Consider the following 18008-nt stretch of genomic DNA (forward strand, 5'->3'; position numbering starts at 1 on the left):
GGCGGGCGCCTTTGCCGTCAGGCAAACAGAGCCGCCCCCGACCTCACAGCTTGGGATCAGGATTCTCCGTATGGCAGTCCACCGCGATCACCTGCCCAGACACGCGCCGCGCGGCATCTGATCCAAGAAACACCGCCATATCCGCAATGTCCGAAGCCTCCACAAAACTGCGCATCGACGTGCCCTGCGCATAGCCCGCATATACCGCGTCGCGGGTCATGCCCTTGGCCGTCGCCTCGCGCGCCAGAACACCCTCCATCCGCGCGCCTTCCACAGCACCGGGGCAAATGGCATTTGCCCGCACGCCAAACGGCCCAGCTTCCATCGCGACCGTCTTCATCAACCCGATCACGGCCCACTTCGCCGCCGCGTAAGGCGCGCGATTGGGATAGCCATATATCCCGGCCGTCGACGAGGTGAACACAATACTGCCCTGCCCCGCGGCCTTCATCGCGGGCAACCCATGCTTGACCGCAAGGAACGCCCCTTCGAGATTGACCGACACACAGGCCCGCCACTCCGCGAGGTCGACATCCTCAACACGCGCGGTCGGGCCCGCAATGCCGGCATTGGCACAGAGCACATCCAATGGGCCCGCCGCTTCCATCACCGCCGCAACGCGTGCCTCGTCCGCCGCATCGCACAAATGCGCGTTCCAGGATGCGGGCACCTTCTCCAGGGCGGCGGCATCGACATCCGTCACCCGAACCGAAAACCCAGCAGCCTCAAAAGCGTGCCCCATGGCAAGGCCGATCCCCGACGCGCCTGCCGTGACCAGAACACGCTTCACGGCCGCTGCCCCACAGCGCGCCCCGCACCGTCGGGTCGGGGCAAATCCGCATGCGCGCCCGACACACGGGCAAGTGCGGCCAAAATCGCCTCCGACGGGTCGGACGGACGGCGCGTCTCAAGGCTCACATGCAGCAGGAAATGTTCTCCCGTAGCCAGCAAACGGTCCCCGTCGTACATCTCGTGGAACAGATGCAGCTTCTTGCCAGCGCCCGCCAGCACCTGCGTCCGCACCTCGATTAAAGTGCCCGCCAGGGCCTCATCCACGTGTCGGATATGCGTCTCGGCCGTGAAATAGCTGCCCCCCGTCGCGATATAGGCCGCATCACAGCCCACCATCTCCATGAACCGGTCCGTCGCGTCGCCAAAGGCCTGCAAGTACCGCGCTTCGTTCATGTGACCGTTGTAATCCGTCCAATCAAGCGGCACCGCACGCCGGACCGTCAGCAACGGGGCGGATACATCCTCCAGCTCATCCAGATGCGCGCCCAGCACCGTACCGGCGCGCAAGCTCGCCTCATGGGCGTTCATCACCGCGCCAGCACCCCAATCATTGGCCTTGAGACTGCGCATCATGCCGACAAGGTTGTCGTCGCGCGCGCGCAACATCTCCGAGATGGTCATGTGCCCGGACTGCGCATCGGACTGCCCCGCGATCAGGTCCACCAATTCGTCGGTAAACTCAGGCACATCCATGAGCTTGGTCCACGGCCACTGTAGCGCCGGACCAAACTGCGCCATGAAATGCCGCATCCCCGCTTCGCCACCCGCCGTTCGGTAAGTGTCGAATAGCCCCATCTGCGCCCAGCGAATGCCAAACCCCATGCGGATGGCCTCGTCGATCTCTTCGGTGGTGGCGACCCCGTCCTTGACCAGCCACAGTGCTTCGCGCCACACGGCCTCAAGAAACCGGTCCGCAATATGTGCATCAATTTCCTTGCGCACGCGCAGCGGATAATGCCCAAGCGACCGCAGGATACCTTCGGCCTTTTCCACCAAAGCTAAATCCGTCGCCGGTGACGGAACCACCTCAATCAGCGGCATCAAATACACGGGGTTGAAGGGGTGGCACACCATGATCTGTTCCGGTCGCGTCGCACATCCCTGCAACTGCGATGGCGTGAACCCGGAGGTGGAAGAAGCCAGGATCGCGTCAGGCGACATCGCCGCCTGCGCCGTCTGGTAGACCTTGCGCTTTAACTCCAATCGCTCAGGCACGCTTTCCTGGACCCAAATCGCACCGTCGACCGCTTCGGACATGGTATCGCAAAAGGTCAACCGCCCTTCGGAAGGCAGGGCCACATCCGTCAGGCTGGGCAAGGCCCGCCGCGACTGCGCCAGAACCGGCGCCAACTTTTCCTCGGCCTGCGGGTCCGGATCAAACACCCGCACATCCCATCCATTTAAAAGAAACCGCGCGGCCCAGCCGCCACCAATAACGCCGCCACCGATGATGGCCGCCGTCTTCACTGTACCTTGTTCCATGTGTCCGTCCGGTATCCGTTGAAATCCAAAACCTGCCGCGCCGCCGTCACCTGATCACGCCGCACGCTGTCTGTCCGCGTCACCACAAAGCCAAAGTCGCCCTCAGGCGTGCCCAGCGCTGCCGTACGATGATCGGGGTCGATCCACACGACCCAGATATCGCGCTGCACGCCGTCCTCATATGTGACGCGCAATATGCCCGGCGCACGCAGATTGATGCGCCCGTGCGCAGGCCCGGCGCCGCAGACCTCGCGCCAGTCCATACTGTCAGCGTCAACCGAAAAACGCGTCAGGATCCACGCCCCGCCCGCACTCTCCCGCACCTGCCAGTCACCCGCGAACGCGCCCAGGTCAAATCGGGAAATCGCGCCGATCGGCACCGTCGGATTGCGCAATGGCAGCTCAAAGGCCTCCTGCGGCGCAGGCGCACAGGCGCCAAGCGCCAACCACAACAGCAGAGCGCGCGCCGCCCTCACCCCTTGGGGGCCTGCTTGGTCAAGCCCAATTTGGCGCGGACCTCATCCGGGCCAATGACCCGCGCACCCATGTTCTCGATGATGGTGCCCGCACGCTCGACAAGCTGCCAGTTCTGCGCCAGCTCTCCCTTGCCCAGCCACAGATTATCCTCAAGCCCCACGCGAACGTTGCCCCCCGCCAGCACAGCCGCCGCCACATAGGCCATCTGATTGCGTCCAAGCGCAAATGCGGAAAACGTCCAGTCCTCGGGCACATTGTTCACCATCGCCATAAATGTGTTCAGGTCATCCGGCGCGCCCCATGGCACACCCATGCACAGCTGCACCAGCGCAGGCGCATCCAGAACACCATCCTTCACCAACTGCTTGGCATACCAAAGATGCCCGGTGTCAAAGGCCTCGATTTCCGGCTTGACCCCAAGCCCGGTCATCATGCGCCCCATTGCCGTCAGCATGCCCGGCGTGTTCGTCATGACATAATCAGCCTCGGCAAAGTTCATCGTGCCACAGTCCAGCGTGCATATCTCCGGCAGACACTCCGCCACATGCGCCACACGTTCCGTGGCCCCGATCATGTCAGTGCCTGCGTTTTTCAGCGGCAAGGGGGCCTCGACATCTCCAAACACCATGTCGCCCCCCATACCCGCGGTCAGGTTCAACACAACATCGACATCCGCATCCCGGATGCGATCCGTCACCTCGCGGTAGTAAGACAGGTCGCGCGACGGCGCACCTGTCTCGGGGTCGCGCACGTGGCAATGAACAATCGCCGCCCCGGCCTTGGCCGCCGCGATCGCGCTGTTGGCAATCTGCTCGGGGCTGCGCGGCACATGCGGACTGCGGTCCTGCGTGCCCCCAGACCCGGTCACGGCACAGGTGATAAACACCTCACGGTTCATCGACAAAGGCATCTGCGGTCTCCTTGCGTTTTTTCACACATTGGCGAGAATTCCATGTCAACCTTGGCAAAAAGCGAAGTGATATGGCAAAAACCGAAATTCTCGTCCTGCAAAATACGAACACCCTGTCTCTCGCCGCGGCGGTGGACCCGCTGCGCGCCGCAAACCGTCACAGCCGGCGGCACGCGTTTGACTGGCGCTTTGCCACGCCCGACGCCCGGGATGTCGTTCTCACCAGCGGCCTTACCGTTCCGGCGGCCCCGGTTCACCGCGTGACCGACTGCGACGTCCTGATCATCGTGGCGGGATTTGATCTGCAGTCCCAGGCGACACCGCGCCTCATGGCCAGCCTCCGGCGTCTGAACCGATCCGGCACGCGCATTCTGGCGATCGACGGCGGGCCCTGGATTGCCGCAAAGTCGGGCATCCTGAACGGCCACCGCGCCACCACGCACTGGGAAGACCTGACCGCGTTTTCCGAAACCTTCCCCGAGGTGCACGTCGTCAATGCCCGCTACGTGGTATCAGACCGCCTCTGGACCAGCGGCGGCGCGGCCCCGGCCCTCGACATGGTGCTGCACCTGATCGCAACTGTCCACGGCGCGGGCCTTGCGCAAGCCGTGGCGGCCAGCTTCATTCACACCCATCACCCGGATGCGTCGGAACCACAGTTGCGCCACCCGCCAGCCCACCGCCATACCCGTATCACGGCGCGGGCGCATCACCTGATGGAAGCGCATCTCGACCAGCCACTCCCATTGCCGGACATCGCAGGCAGGCTCGGCCTGAGTGCGCGCACGCTGCAACTCCACTTCCGACGGACGTTAGGCACGACGGCCAAATCCCACTACCTCGGCCTCAGATTGGCCGAAGCACAGCGGCTGTTGCTGCACACCGACACCCCCTTGCAGGACGTCGCCCTCGCCACAGGCTTTCCTGCGGTGGCCAGCCTCACACGCGCCTACACCAAGACCTACGGTACGCCACCGAGCAGCGCCCGCACCGCCAGCATAACGGGGTCGGCCTGAATTCTTCTTCCTTCCCCCGAGGGGAAGGCCAGGTAGGGGGTCACCGGCAATCACGTGCACCGCAGGTGCGCAAGGGGATCAATACGGCATCGGATGGGCCCGGTGGGCGGCATCCAGATCGGCCAGCACCTCCCCGTCCAACTCCAGGTCGGCGGCACCCAGCGCCACCTCCAGCTGATCCATCGACGTGGCCCCAAAAATCACCGAACACATGAAGGGCCGCGTCATGCACCAGGCCAGCGCCATCTGCACCGGGTCCAGCCCGTGCTTGCCCGCTACCCCCAGATAGGCATCCACCGCCTCAAAGGCCCGCTGCGTCTTGCGCCCGCCCAGATCCGCATTCAGCGACAGACGCGATCCCTCGGGCACCGCACCTGCCTGATACTTGCCCGTCAAAAGACCTGCCGCCAAAGGCGAAAACGCCAACAGCCCCACGTCCTCGTTCACGCCCAGCTCGGCCATATCCGTGTCATAAAGCCTGCACATCAGCGAGTATTCGTTCTGCGTGCTTGCGACGCGCGGCCCGCCCGTGCGTTCTGCGGCGGCCAGCCACTGCGCAGTACCCCATGCGCTTTCGTTTGACAGGCCAAATGCGCGGATGCGCCCGCGCGTCACCTCGTCCTGCAACGCACCCAGGCAGTCTTCCATGTTCTGGCGCACCGCGACCGGGTCCTGCCCGCTGGGATCATGGGTCCAGTTCTTTCGAAACATGTAGCTGCCGCGATTGGGCCAATGAAACTGGTAGAGGTCGATGTAATCGGTCTGCAACCGGCGCAATGATCCCTCGATGGCCTCCGGAATGCTCTGCGCCGTGATCGGCGCACCGCCGCGCACGTGGCGCATGCCCTCGCCGGAATGCTTGGTGGCCAGCACCAGATCATGGCGCGTGCCCCCTTTTTCCAGCCACAGCCCGATGATCCGTTCGGTGCGGCCAATGGTGGCCTTGCTGATCGGGTTGACCGGGTACATCTCGGCGGTGTCGACAAAATTGATGCCCGCCGCGATGGCGCGGTCGATCTGCGCATGCCCCTCTGCGGCGGTGTTCTGGGTGCCCCATGTCATGGACCCCAGGCACAAGGCCGATACTTCGATATCCGTGCGGCCAAGTCTGCGTCGTTCCATGGGTTTTCTTCCTTGTCAGTGTCTTATGCGGACCCTAGCGGCGCGGTCCTGACGGGCAAGTTAAATTTCCAGTTGGCATTGTCAGAGAATTATTGAGAACATATGGGGAACATGTATATTCCAAACCATGCCAGTCCCCCAGTCCCTCATGGCCCGCAGCAAGGCCGCGCAGTGTTTGAACATCCTGCCCGACGCTCCGGATCAGACGGGCACCAACACGGGCACCAACACCGGCATCGACGGGCTTGCGCTCGGGCGGGTGCACGAAGCCTGCGGACCCGCACGCCACCGTCTGGCCCTGTGGCTGGCGGCACAGACAACCGGCCCGGTGATCTGGATTGCGCCCGAATGGGGGGGCGAACAGCTGCACGCCTGCGGCTTCATGCCCTTCATCAACCCCGCCCGGCTGATCATGGTCCACGCAAAACGGGCCGATGACATGTTGTGGAGCATGGAGGAAGCGCTGCGCTCAGGCGCGGTTGCCTGCGTGATTGCGGACCTTCCGGGCCTGCCCGCGCTGACGCCGGTGCGGCGGATGCACCTGGCGGCTGAAACCGGGGGCAAGGGCACGGTCGCGCCACCCCTGGGCGTCTTGCTGACCCCCGGTATGGGTGGGGCGCAAGGGGTGGAAACCCGCTGGCACCTGGCCCCCGATCACAAGGGCACCCCCGGCGCATGGACCCTGACCCGCCTGCGCGCGCGCACGGCCCCGCCCAAGGCATGGCGCGTCACCCGCACGCCCGGACAGCCGCTGCCGCATATCTCCGGATCCATCAAGGCTGCGTGATCGGATGCATGATTTTTGACGTTGCCGTGTTAGCGTCCTGTCACCCGATCAAGGATACGCCCATGCATCGCCGCCATTTCATCGGCCTCAGCCTCGCCAGTCTCGCCACGCCCGCGCTTGCCGTCCCCCGCGCCTACCGGCTGAGCGGCGCAGGCGCGACAATCACCTACACGTTTCACCTCAACGGCGCGCCGATCAAGGGAACCGTCCCCATCGACACCGCCAACCTCAGCGTCGACACCAGCAACCTCGCCGCCTCCACCGCGGACGTCACGGCCGATGTGCGCCGCGCCCGCACCGGGCTGATCCTCGCGACCGAGGCGCTGAAATCCTCCAGCGTCCTGAATGCCGCGGCTTTCCCGCTGGCGCGCTTTACCTCGACCCGCATCCGGCTGGGATCACGGTCGCGGCTCTCGGACGGCGCGGTGATCGAAGGGCTGTTGACCCTGCGCGGCGAAACCCGCCCTGTCCGGTTTGACGCCAACCTCTTTCGCCCGCGCGGCTCTGCCCCCGACGACTTCACCGCACTGACCGTAAACCTCTCCGGCACGATCAACCGCCGCGACTTTGGCGCCACCGGCTATGGCGATCTCGTGAACGACACAGTCGCCATCGCCATCAGCGCAGAAATATCCGCCCCGGCCTGAAAACGACAACCCACCGTCGAATAATGGCATGGGGCCCGCCGCACGATGGCGCACAAGGGGCACGTCATGCGCATGATCATCTCCTTCGCGGCCCTGTTCCTCTCGGTCATCCTGCTCCAGCTCAGCTCCGGCTCCCTTGGTCCACTGGACGCGCTGTCCGGACTGGCGCTCGACTTTACACGGCAGGAAATCGGCCTGCTCGGCTCGGCGCACTTCCTGGGGTTCTTCATCGGGTGCTGGTGGGCGCCACGCCTGATGGGCAGCGTGGGCCACTCGCGCGCCTTTGCCGCCTTTACCGCAGCAGGCGCTATCGGACTACTGGCCCATATGCTGATCGTCGATCCCGTGGCCTGGGCCGTGATGCGGGTCGCCTCGGGCATGTGCGTGGCGGGCTGCTACACTGTGGTCGAGGCCTGGTTGCAGGCCAAGGTCACCAACGAAACACGCGGTCGCACGATGGGCGTCTACCGGGTCATTGATATGGGCGCGTCGCTCGCGGCACAGCTGGTGATCGGCGTGCTCGAACCCGCCAGCTATGTCAGCTACAACATCCTCGCCATCGTGTGCTGCGCCGCTCTGCTGCCGCTGACCCTGACCAAGGTCAAACAGCCCGAAACGCCCGCCTCCCCCAGGCTGAGGCCCCGCCTTGCCTTCGACCGGTCTCCGCTCGCCGCCGCCGGCGTTCTGGTGGCCGCCCTGTCCAGCGCGTCGTTCCGCATGGTCGGCCCCGTTTATGGCCAGGAAGTCGGCCTGACCACAGCGCAGATCGCGTGGTTCATGGCCGCTTTCGTGCTGGGCGGCGCAATCGCGCAATACCCAATGGGCTGGCTGGCGGACAAATATGACCGGCGATGGGTGCTGATCTGGCTGTCTGCCGCAGCCATGGCCAGCTGCGCCATCACCGCGTTCGCTGGCGGGGCCGGAACAGCAATGATCATGCTCACCGCAGGGCTGTTCGGTCTGACGACTTTCCCGATCTACTCTGTCGCCGCGGCACACGCCCACGATTTTGCTGATGCCTCCGAGCGTGTCGAACTGTCGGCGGCGCTGATGTTCTATTTCGCTCTTGGCGCGATTGCCGCCCCCCTGACCGCCTCCGCCCTGATCGATGCCTTTGGTCCCCCTGCGCTGTTTGCGATGATCGCCCTGGGGCACGGTGCGCTGATCGTATTCGGGCTGGCCCGGATGCGCGCGCGCGCGGCGCCCACGGACAGGACCCGCTATGTCTACAGCCCCCGCACGTCCTTTCAGATCGGCCGCCTGACCAAGCACTTTCGCGACGACAAATAACGCGCAGGTCATCAGGGCCTTTTCCCGGCTGCACCGCGCTGCTACATGGGGCGCAACATGCCAAAAGGCCACCCCATGCAGCGTCACCTGATCACATCCGCCATTCCCTATATCAACGGGATCAAGCACCTCGGCAATCTTGTCGGCAGCCAGTTGCCCGCCGATCTCTATGCCCGCTACCTGCGCGCGCGCGGGCACGAGGTGCTGTTTCTGTGCGCCACCGACGAACACGGCACCCCGGCCGAACTGGCCGCCGCCAAGGCGGGCAAACCGGTCGCCGAATATTGCGCCGAAATGCACGCTGTTCAGGCGGACATCGCCAAAGGGTTCGGCCTGTCCTTCGATCACTTTGGCCGGTCCTCATCGCCGCAAAACCACACGCTGACCCAGCATTTCGCCGGACGGCTGGCCGATGCCGGTCTGATCCGCGAAGTGTCCGAACAGCAGGTCTATTCCAACGCGGACGGAAGATACCTGCCGGACCGATATATCGAGGGGACCTGCCCGAACTGCGCCTATGACAAGGCACGCGGCGATCAATGCGAGAACTGCACCAAACAGCTTGATCCCACCGACCTGATCAATCCGCGTTCCGCCATCTCCGGCTCGACCGATCTGGAGGTGCGTGAAACCAAACACCTCTACCTGCGCCAATCCGCGCTCAAAGACGACCTTGATGCCTGGATCGACAGCAAGACCGATTGGCCGATCCTGACCACGTCCATTGCCAAGAAATGGTTGCATGACGGCGACGGCTTGCAGGATCGCGGCATCACGCGAGATCTGGACTGGGGCATCCCCGTGCGGCGCGGGAACGAAGACTGGCCCGGCATGGAAGGCAAGGTGTTCTATGTCTGGTTCGACGCCCCCATCGAATACATTGCCTGCGCCGGGGAATGGGCGGACGCAAACGGCGATGCGGATTGGGAACGCTGGTGGCGCACGGACAAAGGTGCAGATGACGTCCGCTACACCCAGTTCATGGGCAAGGACAATGTCCCCTTTCACACGCTGAGCTTTCCGGCAACAATCCTGGGGTCGGGCGAGCCGTGGAAGATGGTCGATCACCTCAAGTCCTTCAACTACCTTACCTATGATGGCGGGCAGTTTTCAACCAGCCAGGGGCGCGGCGTGTTCATGGACCAGGCGCTGGAGATCCTGCCCGCCGACTACTGGCGCTGGTGGCTTTTGTCCAATTGCCCGGAAACCTCGGATTCCGAATTTACGTGGGAGTTGTTCCAACAGGGCGTGAACAAGGATCTCGCGGACGTGTTGGGTAATTTCGTCAGCAGGGTGACAAAGTTCTGTCGCTCGAAATTCGGTGAGACCGTGCCCTCGGGCGGAACCTATGGCGATCGCGAGACCGCTTTGATCGAAGAGCTGCAAGCGCGGGTGACGCGTTACGGTGCTTTGATGGAAGCCATGGAAGTGCGCAAATCCGCTCAGGAGTTGCGCGCGATCTGGGTGGCAGGCAATGAATACCTGCAAGCCGCGGCACCCTGGGCCACGATCAAGGTAGACGAAGCGCAAGCGGCCATGCAGATCCGTATGGCCTTTAATCTCATCCGCCTTTACGCAACCATATCAAGCCCCTTCATCCCAACGGCGTCCGATCGGATGCAGAGCAGTCTCGGCATGGAAAGCGCGGACTGGCCCGAGGACGTGGCTTCAGCGTTGTCGTCGGTGCAGGCGGGTCAGACATTTGCTGTGCCCGAAAACCTTTTTGCCAAGATTTCCGACGATGATCGCGCCGACTGGCAATCGCGGTTTGCCGGCACGCGCGGCTGATCAAGCCCGTTCGACCTGTCTGAATTGGTCGAGGTCGCGCTTCGCTGAGAAACAGACAGGCCTGTTGTACCTGGATCTAACTGACATGGGCCCAACTGGCATGGGCCAGTGTGACCCGCCCAGAGCCCTGCGCGCTAGAACTCTTCCCACCCGGCCTGCGGATTCGTGTCCTCGGCCGGATCCACAGCCAAAGCGAGCGCGCCCTCGGTGATTGGCATATCTGTGGCGGGAGCGGCCTGACTAAGCGGCCGCACCTTGATCGCCGGCGCATTTTTCAACCGGAATTTCGCAACCGCTGCTGCAAGGCTATCGGCTTCCGCAGTCAAAGCGTGGCTGGCAGCAGTGGTTTCTTCGAACATCGCCGCGTTTTGCTGGGTTACATGGTCCAGTTCATTGACGGCCACGTTGATTTCGTTCAGCCCCGCCGCCTGCTGCCGCGCGGAACTGGCGATTTCCGACACCCGCTCCGAAATTTCCGCAACCGATGTCACAATCGCAGAGAGCGCTGTTCCCGTCCGTCCAACCAAATCGACACCCTGTTGCACCTGATCCGAACTAGTGGAGATCAGCGTATTTATCTCGCGCGCCGCGTCCGATGACCGAAGCGCCAAGGCGCGTACTTCTGTTGCAACGACAGCGAACCCGCGCCCCGCTTCTCCTGCGCGGGCCGCTTCGACACCGGCGTTGAGCGCAAGCAGGTTTGTCTGGAACGCGATATCATCAATGACCGAGGTGATCTTGGAAATTTCCTGCGACGATGCCTTGATCCCGTCCATGGCTGCCACGGCAAGACCGGCTACCTCGCCGCCTTTTTCCGCGTTGGATTGCGCATCCGCCGACATGCGGCTCGCAGCATCAGCGCCTTCGGCTGCCGAGGCAACGGAGGTCGTCAATTCGTCCAGTGCCGCGGCCGTTTCCTCGAGCGTCGCCGCCTGGCGTTCCGTGCGGCGCGACAGATCGTCCGCTGCCGTCGTAATCTCGGCTGTCTCGTTGCGGATCGACTCCACGTTATGCGCCACCGCGGTCATGGCGTCGCGCAACGCCGTGATCGCCAGATTGTAATTGGCTCGCAGCTGCGCATAGTTTTCCGGCATGTCCGCCGACAGCTGGGCATCCAGATCGCCATCCGCCAACTGGTGCAACGCCTCACCCAGAAGAGCGACGACGCGGGTCTGCTCTTCTCCGACGCGGCGCTGTTCCTCATGTGCGCGGCGCACATCCTGTTCTGTCCGCGTCACATCCGCCCCAATCAGGATTACACGCTCAAGCACGCCTTCTTCGGACCGCACCGCGATGAAACCACCGTCGATCACTGCAGCCTGACCGCCCTCGCCGATCACATCGATTTTCCCGTGCACCTGCTCGCCGCGCAGAACGCAGGCTGCAAGATCGTCCGGCATATGTGGATCGGATTGTTGTTCTGACAAAACGGAACCCAGAGCGGTGCCCTGACAACCCGCCTCATTGAACCCCAAAGCCTCCGCAGCACTCGCATTGAGCGCGGAACACGCCCCGGTCTTATCGAACTCCATGCGCACTTGCGTGCGGTCTATCCCATCCAGCAGGGCGGCATTTCGTTGCGCCTCGGTGCGATCACTCCATTCAACGACTGCGCCAATGTCCCTTTGCTTGTGATCCAAAGCCGCGTTGACCTTCAGCCGCAGATGTCTTTCGCCAATTCTGAGATAGGTCGATGCAACCTCGCCGGCCTCGTCCGTGATCCCATGCAGTTTTCGCAGATCAGAGCCAACCCACGCACCTTTCGCCGCATCGGGCCAAACCGTTTCAAGGTCGGACGCCAGATCATCCAGCAGCATCACGCAAGCCGGGTTTGCAAAGGTCACGATGCCCTCTACGTCGATCATCATCATGGGCGCCGAGCTGCCCTCGAATGCCGCGCCCTTGAACGCGCTTTCCCGCTGCATCGATTTCGCCCTTGCAAGGCTCAGTCTGAACGCATCCAGACATTGGGCAATCCGGCCAACCTCGTCAGCGCGGTCCGTATACGGGATTTCGATGTCGAATTTCTTGTTGGCAATTCCATCCATCGACGCGCCCAGCCGATCCAGCGGCCTTGCCATGCCAAAATACAGATACAAGGTGATGCCGCACACCGCCAGAAGGAGCACGATCGCGCCAATCCCCATGGCACGCAATTCGCTATCTGAAAGCGACGCGGTCACATGCTGCAGCGTCCATGCTGTCAAGACCGCACCGGCAATGCCACCGTCCGATCCGAACATCGCAGGCGTGACCACGGTCAGCATATCGGGAGACATGACACGGGTTCCGCTTTCCAGTGCTTGCGAGATCAGGGCCAGGTTTGCCTCCGATTGAAAATTCTGGCCGTCGGTCTGGTACAGGACGACGCCTGTGGCACTGACCACCAGCGCGCCCAACGCATCGGGCTGTGCCGAGGCCATGACATTTGTCGTGATCTGCTGCACCGCCACCTCGTTGCCGAACTTGATCGACCCGCCCATTTGCATCGCCAGCAGGTCCGTCACATCCACAGCGCGCGCGGACAAGGCCTCGGAGATCAGCTGCCATTTCTCGCTGCGGTCATACACTGTCTTGGCAGCCACAACCGCAAGTGTCATGAGCGCCGCGATCAGAACCGATTTCACCAGCAGACTGTTGAGGCGTGATTCCCTCAGTTTGGCCAAATTGAACGCCCGCATGTGCGACACCTTTTTTCCATGCACTGATGGGCAAACCCGATCGGCGCGTATTGCTCGTCGTCGGGTCATAGAACAGCACCCTTACTGCGCGATTAACTCCGGGCAACTTTCACCCAGACGTGCAGACAGCACGCCCCGTGTCAGAGGTGCAAAACGAAGAAAGCCGCACGGCAGTGAGGGCAAAGGGGGACAAGTATTCCTGAATTCACGCCGATTCGTGCCCGGGATTATCGGCAGATCGGGTTTGGTGCGGGCGGTGGGACTCGAACCCACACGGGCATACGCCCTTCAGATTTTAAGTCTGATATGTCTACCATTCCATCACGCCCGCGCCCGACCTTGTTAGGCAATCGCGCGCGGCTACTCAAGAGGACGCTCAGATATCCTCGCCCGCCGGGCCCAGCGGCGCGCCATCCGCGATCAATGCCCGTTCGGAGAGCCAAGGGTTGTTGGCCAGCGCGTCCAGCATCTGGGCCCGCGCATCCTGCGCCCGACCAATGTTCATCAGCGTCAACGCGCGCCCGGATTGCGCGCCAACATGATCCGGCAACAGCTCAAGAGCGGCGTCAAGATCGCGCAGTGCGGACAGGTAATCGGCCCGCAGGAAACTGGTGAACGCGCGCTGATTGAACCCTTCGGCATAGTCTGGGCAGTAGGCGATCAACCGGTCAAAACTGGCAAACGCCCCTGCGTAATCGCCGTTATTGCGCTGCCGCAGGCCCTTGTCCAACATCTCCTGCGCCGGGGCATCAGGCGCAGTCAGCCAGATCTCCCACATTTGCGCCGACAACGGCTCCGCCGCTAGCTGACTGGGTGCAGCGCGGATTTGGTCGCGCAATTCCGTGAGGGCAGCCCGGTTGTCCTGTACCGCAGGGCACGTGTCCGCCAGCGCGGGGCCAGCCAGACAGGCAAGAAGCAAAAGGTGTTTCATGGCCCAAAGGATGCGGCACAAGCGTCGCAGGTCAAGCCTTGCGCGGACACAACTCAGTCAATGCCCGGCAACATGACCTCCTTGACGGCTTCCATTGCCACGAATGTCGATGTGGCCGTGACATGCGGCAGCGACGAAATCACATCGCCAAGGAACGCCCTGTACTGCGCCATGTTCCGCGTCCGGATCTTGAGAAGATAGTCAAAATTTCCTGCAATCATGTGGGCTTGCTCGATTTCCGGTACAGATTGCACTGCTGCGTTGAAGGCCCGCAAAGCGGCCTCGCGGGTGTCTTCGAGACGGACTTCGACAAAGGCCACGTGATCCAGCCCCAACTGGATCGGATCCAAAAGGGCGCGGTATCCCATAATGACCCCACTGCTTTCCAGACGGCGCAACCGCGCCTGCGTGGGCGATTTCGACAGGCCAATCCGACTGGCAAGGTCGGTGATGCTCATCCTGCCATCCTCGGCCAGCGCCGTCAGAATCGCCTGGTCGAACCGGTCCATTCCGTCCAGCCGAGATGGCTTCAATCCCGTCTCTCTCTTGATCATTATTCCTGCCTTTTTGCGAATTTCAGCCCATTACGCCTATCCATAAGCTGTTATACTGCCCACAATGGAAAAGGAAACCATGATGGCACGTGACATCGAACTGGAACGCGGTATGGCGCTGGACGCAGGTATGTATGCGGACCCCGATCAGGTCCTGGCAGAACTGATCACCACTGCAAATCTGTCTGATGCGGCGCGCGCGGCGATCTCGCGCGATGCCGCCGCACTTGTGACCGCGATCCGCACGCAGGCCGCGCCCGGACTGATGGAGGTTTTCCTCGCCGAATATGGTCTGTCGACCGACGAAGGGGTCGCGCTGATGTGTCTGGCCGAGGCGCTCTTGCGCGTGCCCGACGCTGACACGATCGATGCGCTGATCGAGGACAAGATCGCGCCGTCCGACTGGGGCAAGCACCTAGGGCATTCCAGCTCAAGCCTCGTGAACGCCTCCACTTGGGCGCTGATGCTGACCGGCCGCGTACTCGATGATGATCAGCCGGGCCCGGTGCGCCATCTGCGCAGCGCGATCAAGCGTCTGGGCGAGCCGGTGATCCGCAGTGCCGTGGCCCGCGCAATGAAGGAAATGGGCCGCCAGTTCGTGCTGGGCGAGGATATCGACGCCGCCATGGACCGTGCGGCGGGCATGGAGGCCAAGGGCTTTACCTACTCCTACGACATGCTGGGAGAGGCCGCGCTGACCGATGCGGACGCCCGGCGCTATCACCTCAGCTACAGCCGTGCGATCTCGGCCATTGCGCGCGCCTGCACCAGCGATGACATCCGCCAGAACCCGGGCATCTCGGTCAAGCTCTCGGCGCTGCACCCCCGCTATGAGCGCGCCCAGTCCGAGACCGTCATGTGCGATCTCGTCCCGCGTCTGCGATCACTTGCACTGCTGGCCAAATCGGCAGGCATGGGGCTCAACGTCGACGCCGAAGAGGCAGACCGTCTGACACTGTCGCTCGAGGTGATCGACGCGGTGCTGGGCGACACCGCGCTGGCAGGGTGGGACGGTTTTGGCGTGGTCGTACAGGCCTATGGCCCCCGCGCGGGCGCCGTGATCGACACGCTGCACGATATGGCCGAACGGCACGACCGGCGCATCATGGTCCGTCTGGTCAAGGGCGCCTACTGGGACACGGAAATCAAACGCGCGCAGGTCGAAGGCATGGCCCGCTTTCCCGTCTTCACCCGCAAACCGGCCACCGACGTGTCCTATATCGCCAATGCGCGCAAACTGCTGAACCTGACCGATCGTATCTATCCCCAATTTGCCACGCACAACGCCCATACGGTCGCCGCGATCCTGCATATGGCCGACGCGCAGCCCTTTGAATTCCAACGTCTGCACGGCATGGGCGAGGCGCTGCACACCATGGTGCTGCGCGACAACAGCACCCGCTGCCGCATCTATGCGCCCGTTGGCGCGCACCGCGACCTGCTGGCCTATCTGGTGCGGCGGCTTCTGGAAAACGGGGCCAACTCCAGCTTTGTGAACCAGGTCGTCGATGACGCGGTGCCGGCCGAGGTGGTCGCCGCCGACCCGTTCGACGCCCTTTCCGAGGCCCCTGTCGTGATCCCGGACGGGCCTGCTCTCTATGCCCCTGCGCGCCGCAATTCGAGCGGGTTCGACCTGACCCACCTGCCGACGCTGGCGCAGATCGACACCGCGCGCGCGCCTTTTGCCCAGCATCAATGGGCTGCCACATCGCTGACCGTCGCGCCGAATACAGGCACGCGGCACGACTGCATCAACCCCTCAGATCCCAGGGACGTGGTGGGCCATGCCACTTGGGCGGACGCGGGCGATGTCACTGCCGCCTTTGATACAGCACAGCCCTGGGACGCAGCAGCCCCCGACCGCCACCGTATCCTGAATGCCGCCGCGGACCACTACGAGGCGCATTTCGGCGAGATTTATGCCCTGCTGGCACGCGAAGCGGGCAAGACCCTGCCCGACGCCGTCGCCGAATTGCGCGAGGCGGTGGATTTCCTGCGCTACTACGCCAATTTCGCGGACGACTGCGCACCTGCGGGCCGGTTTGTCTGCATCTCGCCGTGGAACTTCCCGCTTGCGATCTTCACCGGCCAGATCGCGGCGGCCCTTGCGGCAGGCAACGCCGTGCTGGCCAAGCCTGCGGAACAGACGCCACTGATCGCGCACCTTGCTGTGTCGCTCCTGCACGAGGCGGGCGTGCCACGCGCCGCGCTGCAACTGCTGCTGGGCGATGGTCAGATCGGCGCGGCCCTCACCTCCGATCCGCGCATCAACGGCGTGGCCTTTACCGGCTCCACCGCGACCGCGCTGCGGATCCGCAGCACGCTGGCCACCCACGCGGCCCCCGGCACGCCACTGATCGCGGAAACGGGTGGTCTGAACGCCATGATCGTGGACAGCACCGCCTTGCCCGAACAGGCTGTTCAGTCGGTGATCGAAAGCGCCTTTCAGTCCGCCGGGCAACGCTGCTCCGCCCTGCGCTGTCTCTATATGCAAGAAGACATCGCGCCCGCCTTCACCGAGATGCTGGTCGGCGCGATGGACGCGCTGCACATTGACCAACCCTGGGCATTGTCGACAGACATCGGCCCGGTGATCGACGCCGCGGCCCGCGCGGGCATTGACGCGCATATCGCGCTGGCGCTGACCGAGGGGCGCGTCCTGCACCGCCTGCCGACGCCACAAGCCGGCACGTATGTTGCACCGACTCTCATCAAGGTCACCGGCATCGGCGATCTGGAACAGGAGATCTTTGGCCCAGTGCTGCATCTGGCAACCTTCCGGGCACAGGACCTCGACCGCGTGATCGATGACATCAATGCCACGGGATACGGGCTGACCTTTGGGTTGCACACACGGATCGATGACCGGGTTCAGCACGTGTCTGATCGGATCACGGCGGGCAACATCTATGTCAATCGCAACCAAATCGGCGCGGTGGTGGGCAGCCAACCTTTTGGCGGGCACGGCCTGTCAGGAACCGGCCCCAAGGCGGGCGGCCCAGACTATATCACGCGGTTCACCGCACCGCTGCCCGCGGGAACCGTATCGCATTGGGCGGCCCCCGCCCCGCTGCCCCCTTGCCCAGAGGCCCCGCATAAGGCCCTGATGCAAACCGCGATGCCCGGCCCCACAGGCGAATCCAACATGCTCAGCCGCCACCCACGCGCACCGCTCTTCTGCGCAGGCCCCGGCGCCGACGCCGCCCGCGCACAGTGCGATCAGGTCGAGGCCCTGGGCGGTGTCGCGGTGATGGCCACTGGCGCCTTTGACGCAGACGCACTGCGCACCGGACCAGCCTATGGCGGCGTGATCTGGTGGGGCGATGCGGACACCGCGCGTGCCATGGATCAGGCACTGGCTGCGCGCACCGGCCCCGTTATCCCCTTGATCACAAGTACACCGGACATAGCACACGCCACCGTGGAGCGGCACGTCTGCGTGGACACCACCGCCTCAGGTGGCAACGCCGCCCTTCTGGGGTCAGCGGCCTGACCGCTTGACCCCGGCGCGCGTTGGCACAACTGTGCGGA

14 protein-coding genes and 1 tRNA gene are annotated in these 18008 nt (G+C 63.5%); 6 read left to right on the forward strand and 9 right to left on the reverse strand.

Annotated elements, in window-relative coordinates; translation table 11 throughout:
- Positions 1–43: 43 nt before the first annotated feature.
- Genes Q0949_RS09000 through Q0949_RS09015 form a run of 4 tightly spaced genes read right to left on the reverse strand, consistent with a single transcriptional unit; the run spans position 44 to position 3661 of the window.
- The gene (locus tag Q0949_RS09000; RefSeq protein ID WP_299370714.1) at positions 44–790 is read right to left on the reverse strand and encodes an SDR family oxidoreductase; all 747 of its coding nucleotides are present in this window, start codon (positions 788–790) and stop codon (positions 44–46) included.
- Positions 787–2274: a carnitine 3-dehydrogenase gene (locus tag Q0949_RS09005; RefSeq protein ID WP_299370715.1), complete on the reverse strand. Its 1488-nt coding sequence runs from the start codon at positions 2272–2274 to the stop codon at positions 787–789. The genes Q0949_RS09000 and Q0949_RS09005 overlap by 4 nt, the downstream gene beginning before the upstream one ends.
- A complete protein-coding gene (locus tag Q0949_RS09010; RefSeq protein WP_299370716.1) occupies positions 2256–2750 on the reverse strand; it encodes a lipocalin family protein in 495 nt (164 codons plus the stop codon). The genes Q0949_RS09005 and Q0949_RS09010 overlap by 19 nt, the downstream gene beginning before the upstream one ends.
- Positions 2747–3661: a 3-keto-5-aminohexanoate cleavage protein gene (locus Q0949_RS09015; protein ID WP_299370717.1), complete on the reverse strand. Its 915-nt coding sequence runs from the start codon at positions 3659–3661 to the stop codon at positions 2747–2749. The genes Q0949_RS09010 and Q0949_RS09015 overlap by 4 nt, the downstream gene beginning before the upstream one ends.
- A gap of 71 nt (positions 3662–3732) precedes the next feature.
- Between Q0949_RS09015 and Q0949_RS09020 the strand changes: the two genes are divergently transcribed.
- On the forward strand, positions 3733–4677 hold the full coding sequence (locus Q0949_RS09020) for a helix-turn-helix domain-containing protein (protein ID WP_299370719.1): 945 nt from the start codon (positions 3733–3735) through the stop codon (positions 4675–4677).
- A gap of 78 nt (positions 4678–4755) precedes the next feature.
- Here Q0949_RS09020 and Q0949_RS09025 read toward each other — a convergent pair whose 3' ends face one another.
- Positions 4756–5799, reverse strand: coding sequence for an aldo/keto reductase (locus tag Q0949_RS09025; RefSeq protein WP_299370721.1), 1044 nt, complete (start codon positions 5797–5799; stop codon positions 4756–4758).
- A gap of 148 nt (positions 5800–5947) precedes the next feature.
- On the opposite strand from Q0949_RS09025, the gene Q0949_RS09030 reads away from it, so the two are divergent.
- The 4 genes from Q0949_RS09030 (at position 5948) to metG (ending at position 10311) form a co-directional block, all read left to right on the forward strand.
- Complete coding sequence (locus tag Q0949_RS09030) at positions 5948–6586, forward strand: hypothetical protein (RefSeq protein WP_299370723.1); 639 nt, start codon at positions 5948–5950, stop codon at positions 6584–6586.
- A 62-nt stretch (positions 6587–6648) separates the two neighbouring features.
- Positions 6649–7233, forward strand: a complete 585-nt coding sequence (locus tag Q0949_RS09035; protein WP_299370725.1) for a YceI family protein — start codon at positions 6649–6651, stop codon at positions 7231–7233.
- Between the two features lie 66 nt (positions 7234–7299).
- Positions 7300–8523 carry an MFS transporter gene (locus Q0949_RS09040; RefSeq protein ID WP_299370727.1) on the forward strand — a complete coding sequence of 408 codons (1224 nt, stop codon included), beginning with the start codon at positions 7300–7302 and terminating at the stop codon, positions 8521–8523.
- 75 nt (positions 8524–8598) lie between these two features.
- Positions 8599–10311 (forward strand): methionine--tRNA ligase, encoded by a 1713-nt coding sequence (metG, locus tag Q0949_RS09045; protein ID WP_299370729.1) that lies wholly within the window; start codon positions 8599–8601, stop codon positions 10309–10311.
- A 134-nt stretch (positions 10312–10445) separates the two neighbouring features.
- Here the strand turns inward: metG and Q0949_RS09050 are convergent, their stop codons facing one another.
- The 4 genes from Q0949_RS09050 to Q0949_RS09065 form a co-directional block, all read right to left on the reverse strand.
- Entirely contained in the window at positions 10446–12992 is a 2547-nt protein-coding gene (locus Q0949_RS09050; RefSeq protein ID WP_299370731.1) for a methyl-accepting chemotaxis protein, read from the reverse strand.
- Between the two features lie 245 nt (positions 12993–13237).
- A tRNA-Leu gene (locus Q0949_RS09055) sits at positions 13238–13323 on the reverse strand.
- 45 nt (positions 13324–13368) lie between these two features.
- Positions 13369–13923 carry a hypothetical protein gene (locus tag Q0949_RS09060; RefSeq protein ID WP_299370733.1) on the reverse strand — a complete coding sequence of 185 codons (555 nt, stop codon included), beginning with the start codon at positions 13921–13923 and terminating at the stop codon, positions 13369–13371.
- Positions 13924–13976: 53 nt separating this feature from the next.
- Positions 13977–14477 (reverse strand): Lrp/AsnC family transcriptional regulator, encoded by a 501-nt coding sequence (locus Q0949_RS09065; RefSeq protein ID WP_299370736.1) that lies wholly within the window; start codon positions 14475–14477, stop codon positions 13977–13979.
- Positions 14478–14559: 82 nt separating this feature from the next.
- Here Q0949_RS09065 and putA point away from each other — a divergent pair, with 82 nt between their 5' ends.
- Positions 14560–17970 carry a bifunctional proline dehydrogenase/L-glutamate gamma-semialdehyde dehydrogenase PutA gene (gene putA / locus Q0949_RS09070; protein WP_299370861.1) on the forward strand — a complete coding sequence of 1137 codons (3411 nt, stop codon included), beginning with the start codon at positions 14560–14562 and terminating at the stop codon, positions 17968–17970.
- Positions 17971–18008: the final 38 nt, after the last annotated feature.

Origin of the sequence: uncultured Tateyamaria sp. (assembly GCF_947487805.1) — a bacterium.
Taxonomy (GTDB): domain Bacteria; phylum Pseudomonadota; class Alphaproteobacteria; order Rhodobacterales; family Rhodobacteraceae; genus Tateyamaria.

What these genes read in the sequence shown, in the direction of transcription:
- Q0949_RS09005 (WP_299370715.1), bottom strand. Translation starts at nt 2,274, where the DNA reads ATGGAACAAGGTACAGTGAAGACGGCGGCCATCATCGGTGGCGGCGTT.
- Q0949_RS09015 (WP_299370717.1), bottom strand. Translation starts at nt 3,661, where the DNA reads ATGCCTTTGTCGATGAACCGTGAGGTGTTTATCACCTGTGCCGTGACC.
- Q0949_RS09020 (WP_299370719.1), top strand. Translation starts at nt 3,733, where the DNA reads ATGGCAAAAACCGAAATTCTCGTCCTGCAAAATACGAACACCCTGTCT.
- Q0949_RS09025 (WP_299370721.1), bottom strand. Translation starts at nt 5,799, where the DNA reads ATGGAACGACGCAGACTTGGCCGCACGGATATCGAAGTATCGGCCTTG.
- Q0949_RS09030 (WP_299370723.1), top strand. Translation starts at nt 5,948, where the DNA reads ATGGCCCGCAGCAAGGCCGCGCAGTGTTTGAACATCCTGCCCGACGCT.
- Q0949_RS09035 (WP_299370725.1), top strand. Translation starts at nt 6,649, where the DNA reads ATGCATCGCCGCCATTTCATCGGCCTCAGCCTCGCCAGTCTCGCCACG.
- Q0949_RS09040 (WP_299370727.1), top strand. Translation starts at nt 7,300, where the DNA reads ATGCGCATGATCATCTCCTTCGCGGCCCTGTTCCTCTCGGTCATCCTG.
- metG (WP_299370729.1), top strand. Translation starts at nt 8,599, where the DNA reads ATGCAGCGTCACCTGATCACATCCGCCATTCCCTATATCAACGGGATC.
- Q0949_RS09050 (WP_299370731.1), bottom strand. Translation starts at nt 12,992, where the DNA reads ATGCGGGCGTTCAATTTGGCCAAACTGAGGGAATCACGCCTCAACAGT.
- Q0949_RS09060 (WP_299370733.1), bottom strand. Translation starts at nt 13,923, where the DNA reads ATGAAACACCTTTTGCTTCTTGCCTGTCTGGCTGGCCCCGCGCTGGCG.
- Q0949_RS09065 (WP_299370736.1), bottom strand. Translation starts at nt 14,477, where the DNA reads ATGATCAAGAGAGAGACGGGATTGAAGCCATCTCGGCTGGACGGAATG.
- putA (WP_299370861.1), top strand. Translation starts at nt 14,560, where the DNA reads ATGGCACGTGACATCGAACTGGAACGCGGTATGGCGCTGGACGCAGGT.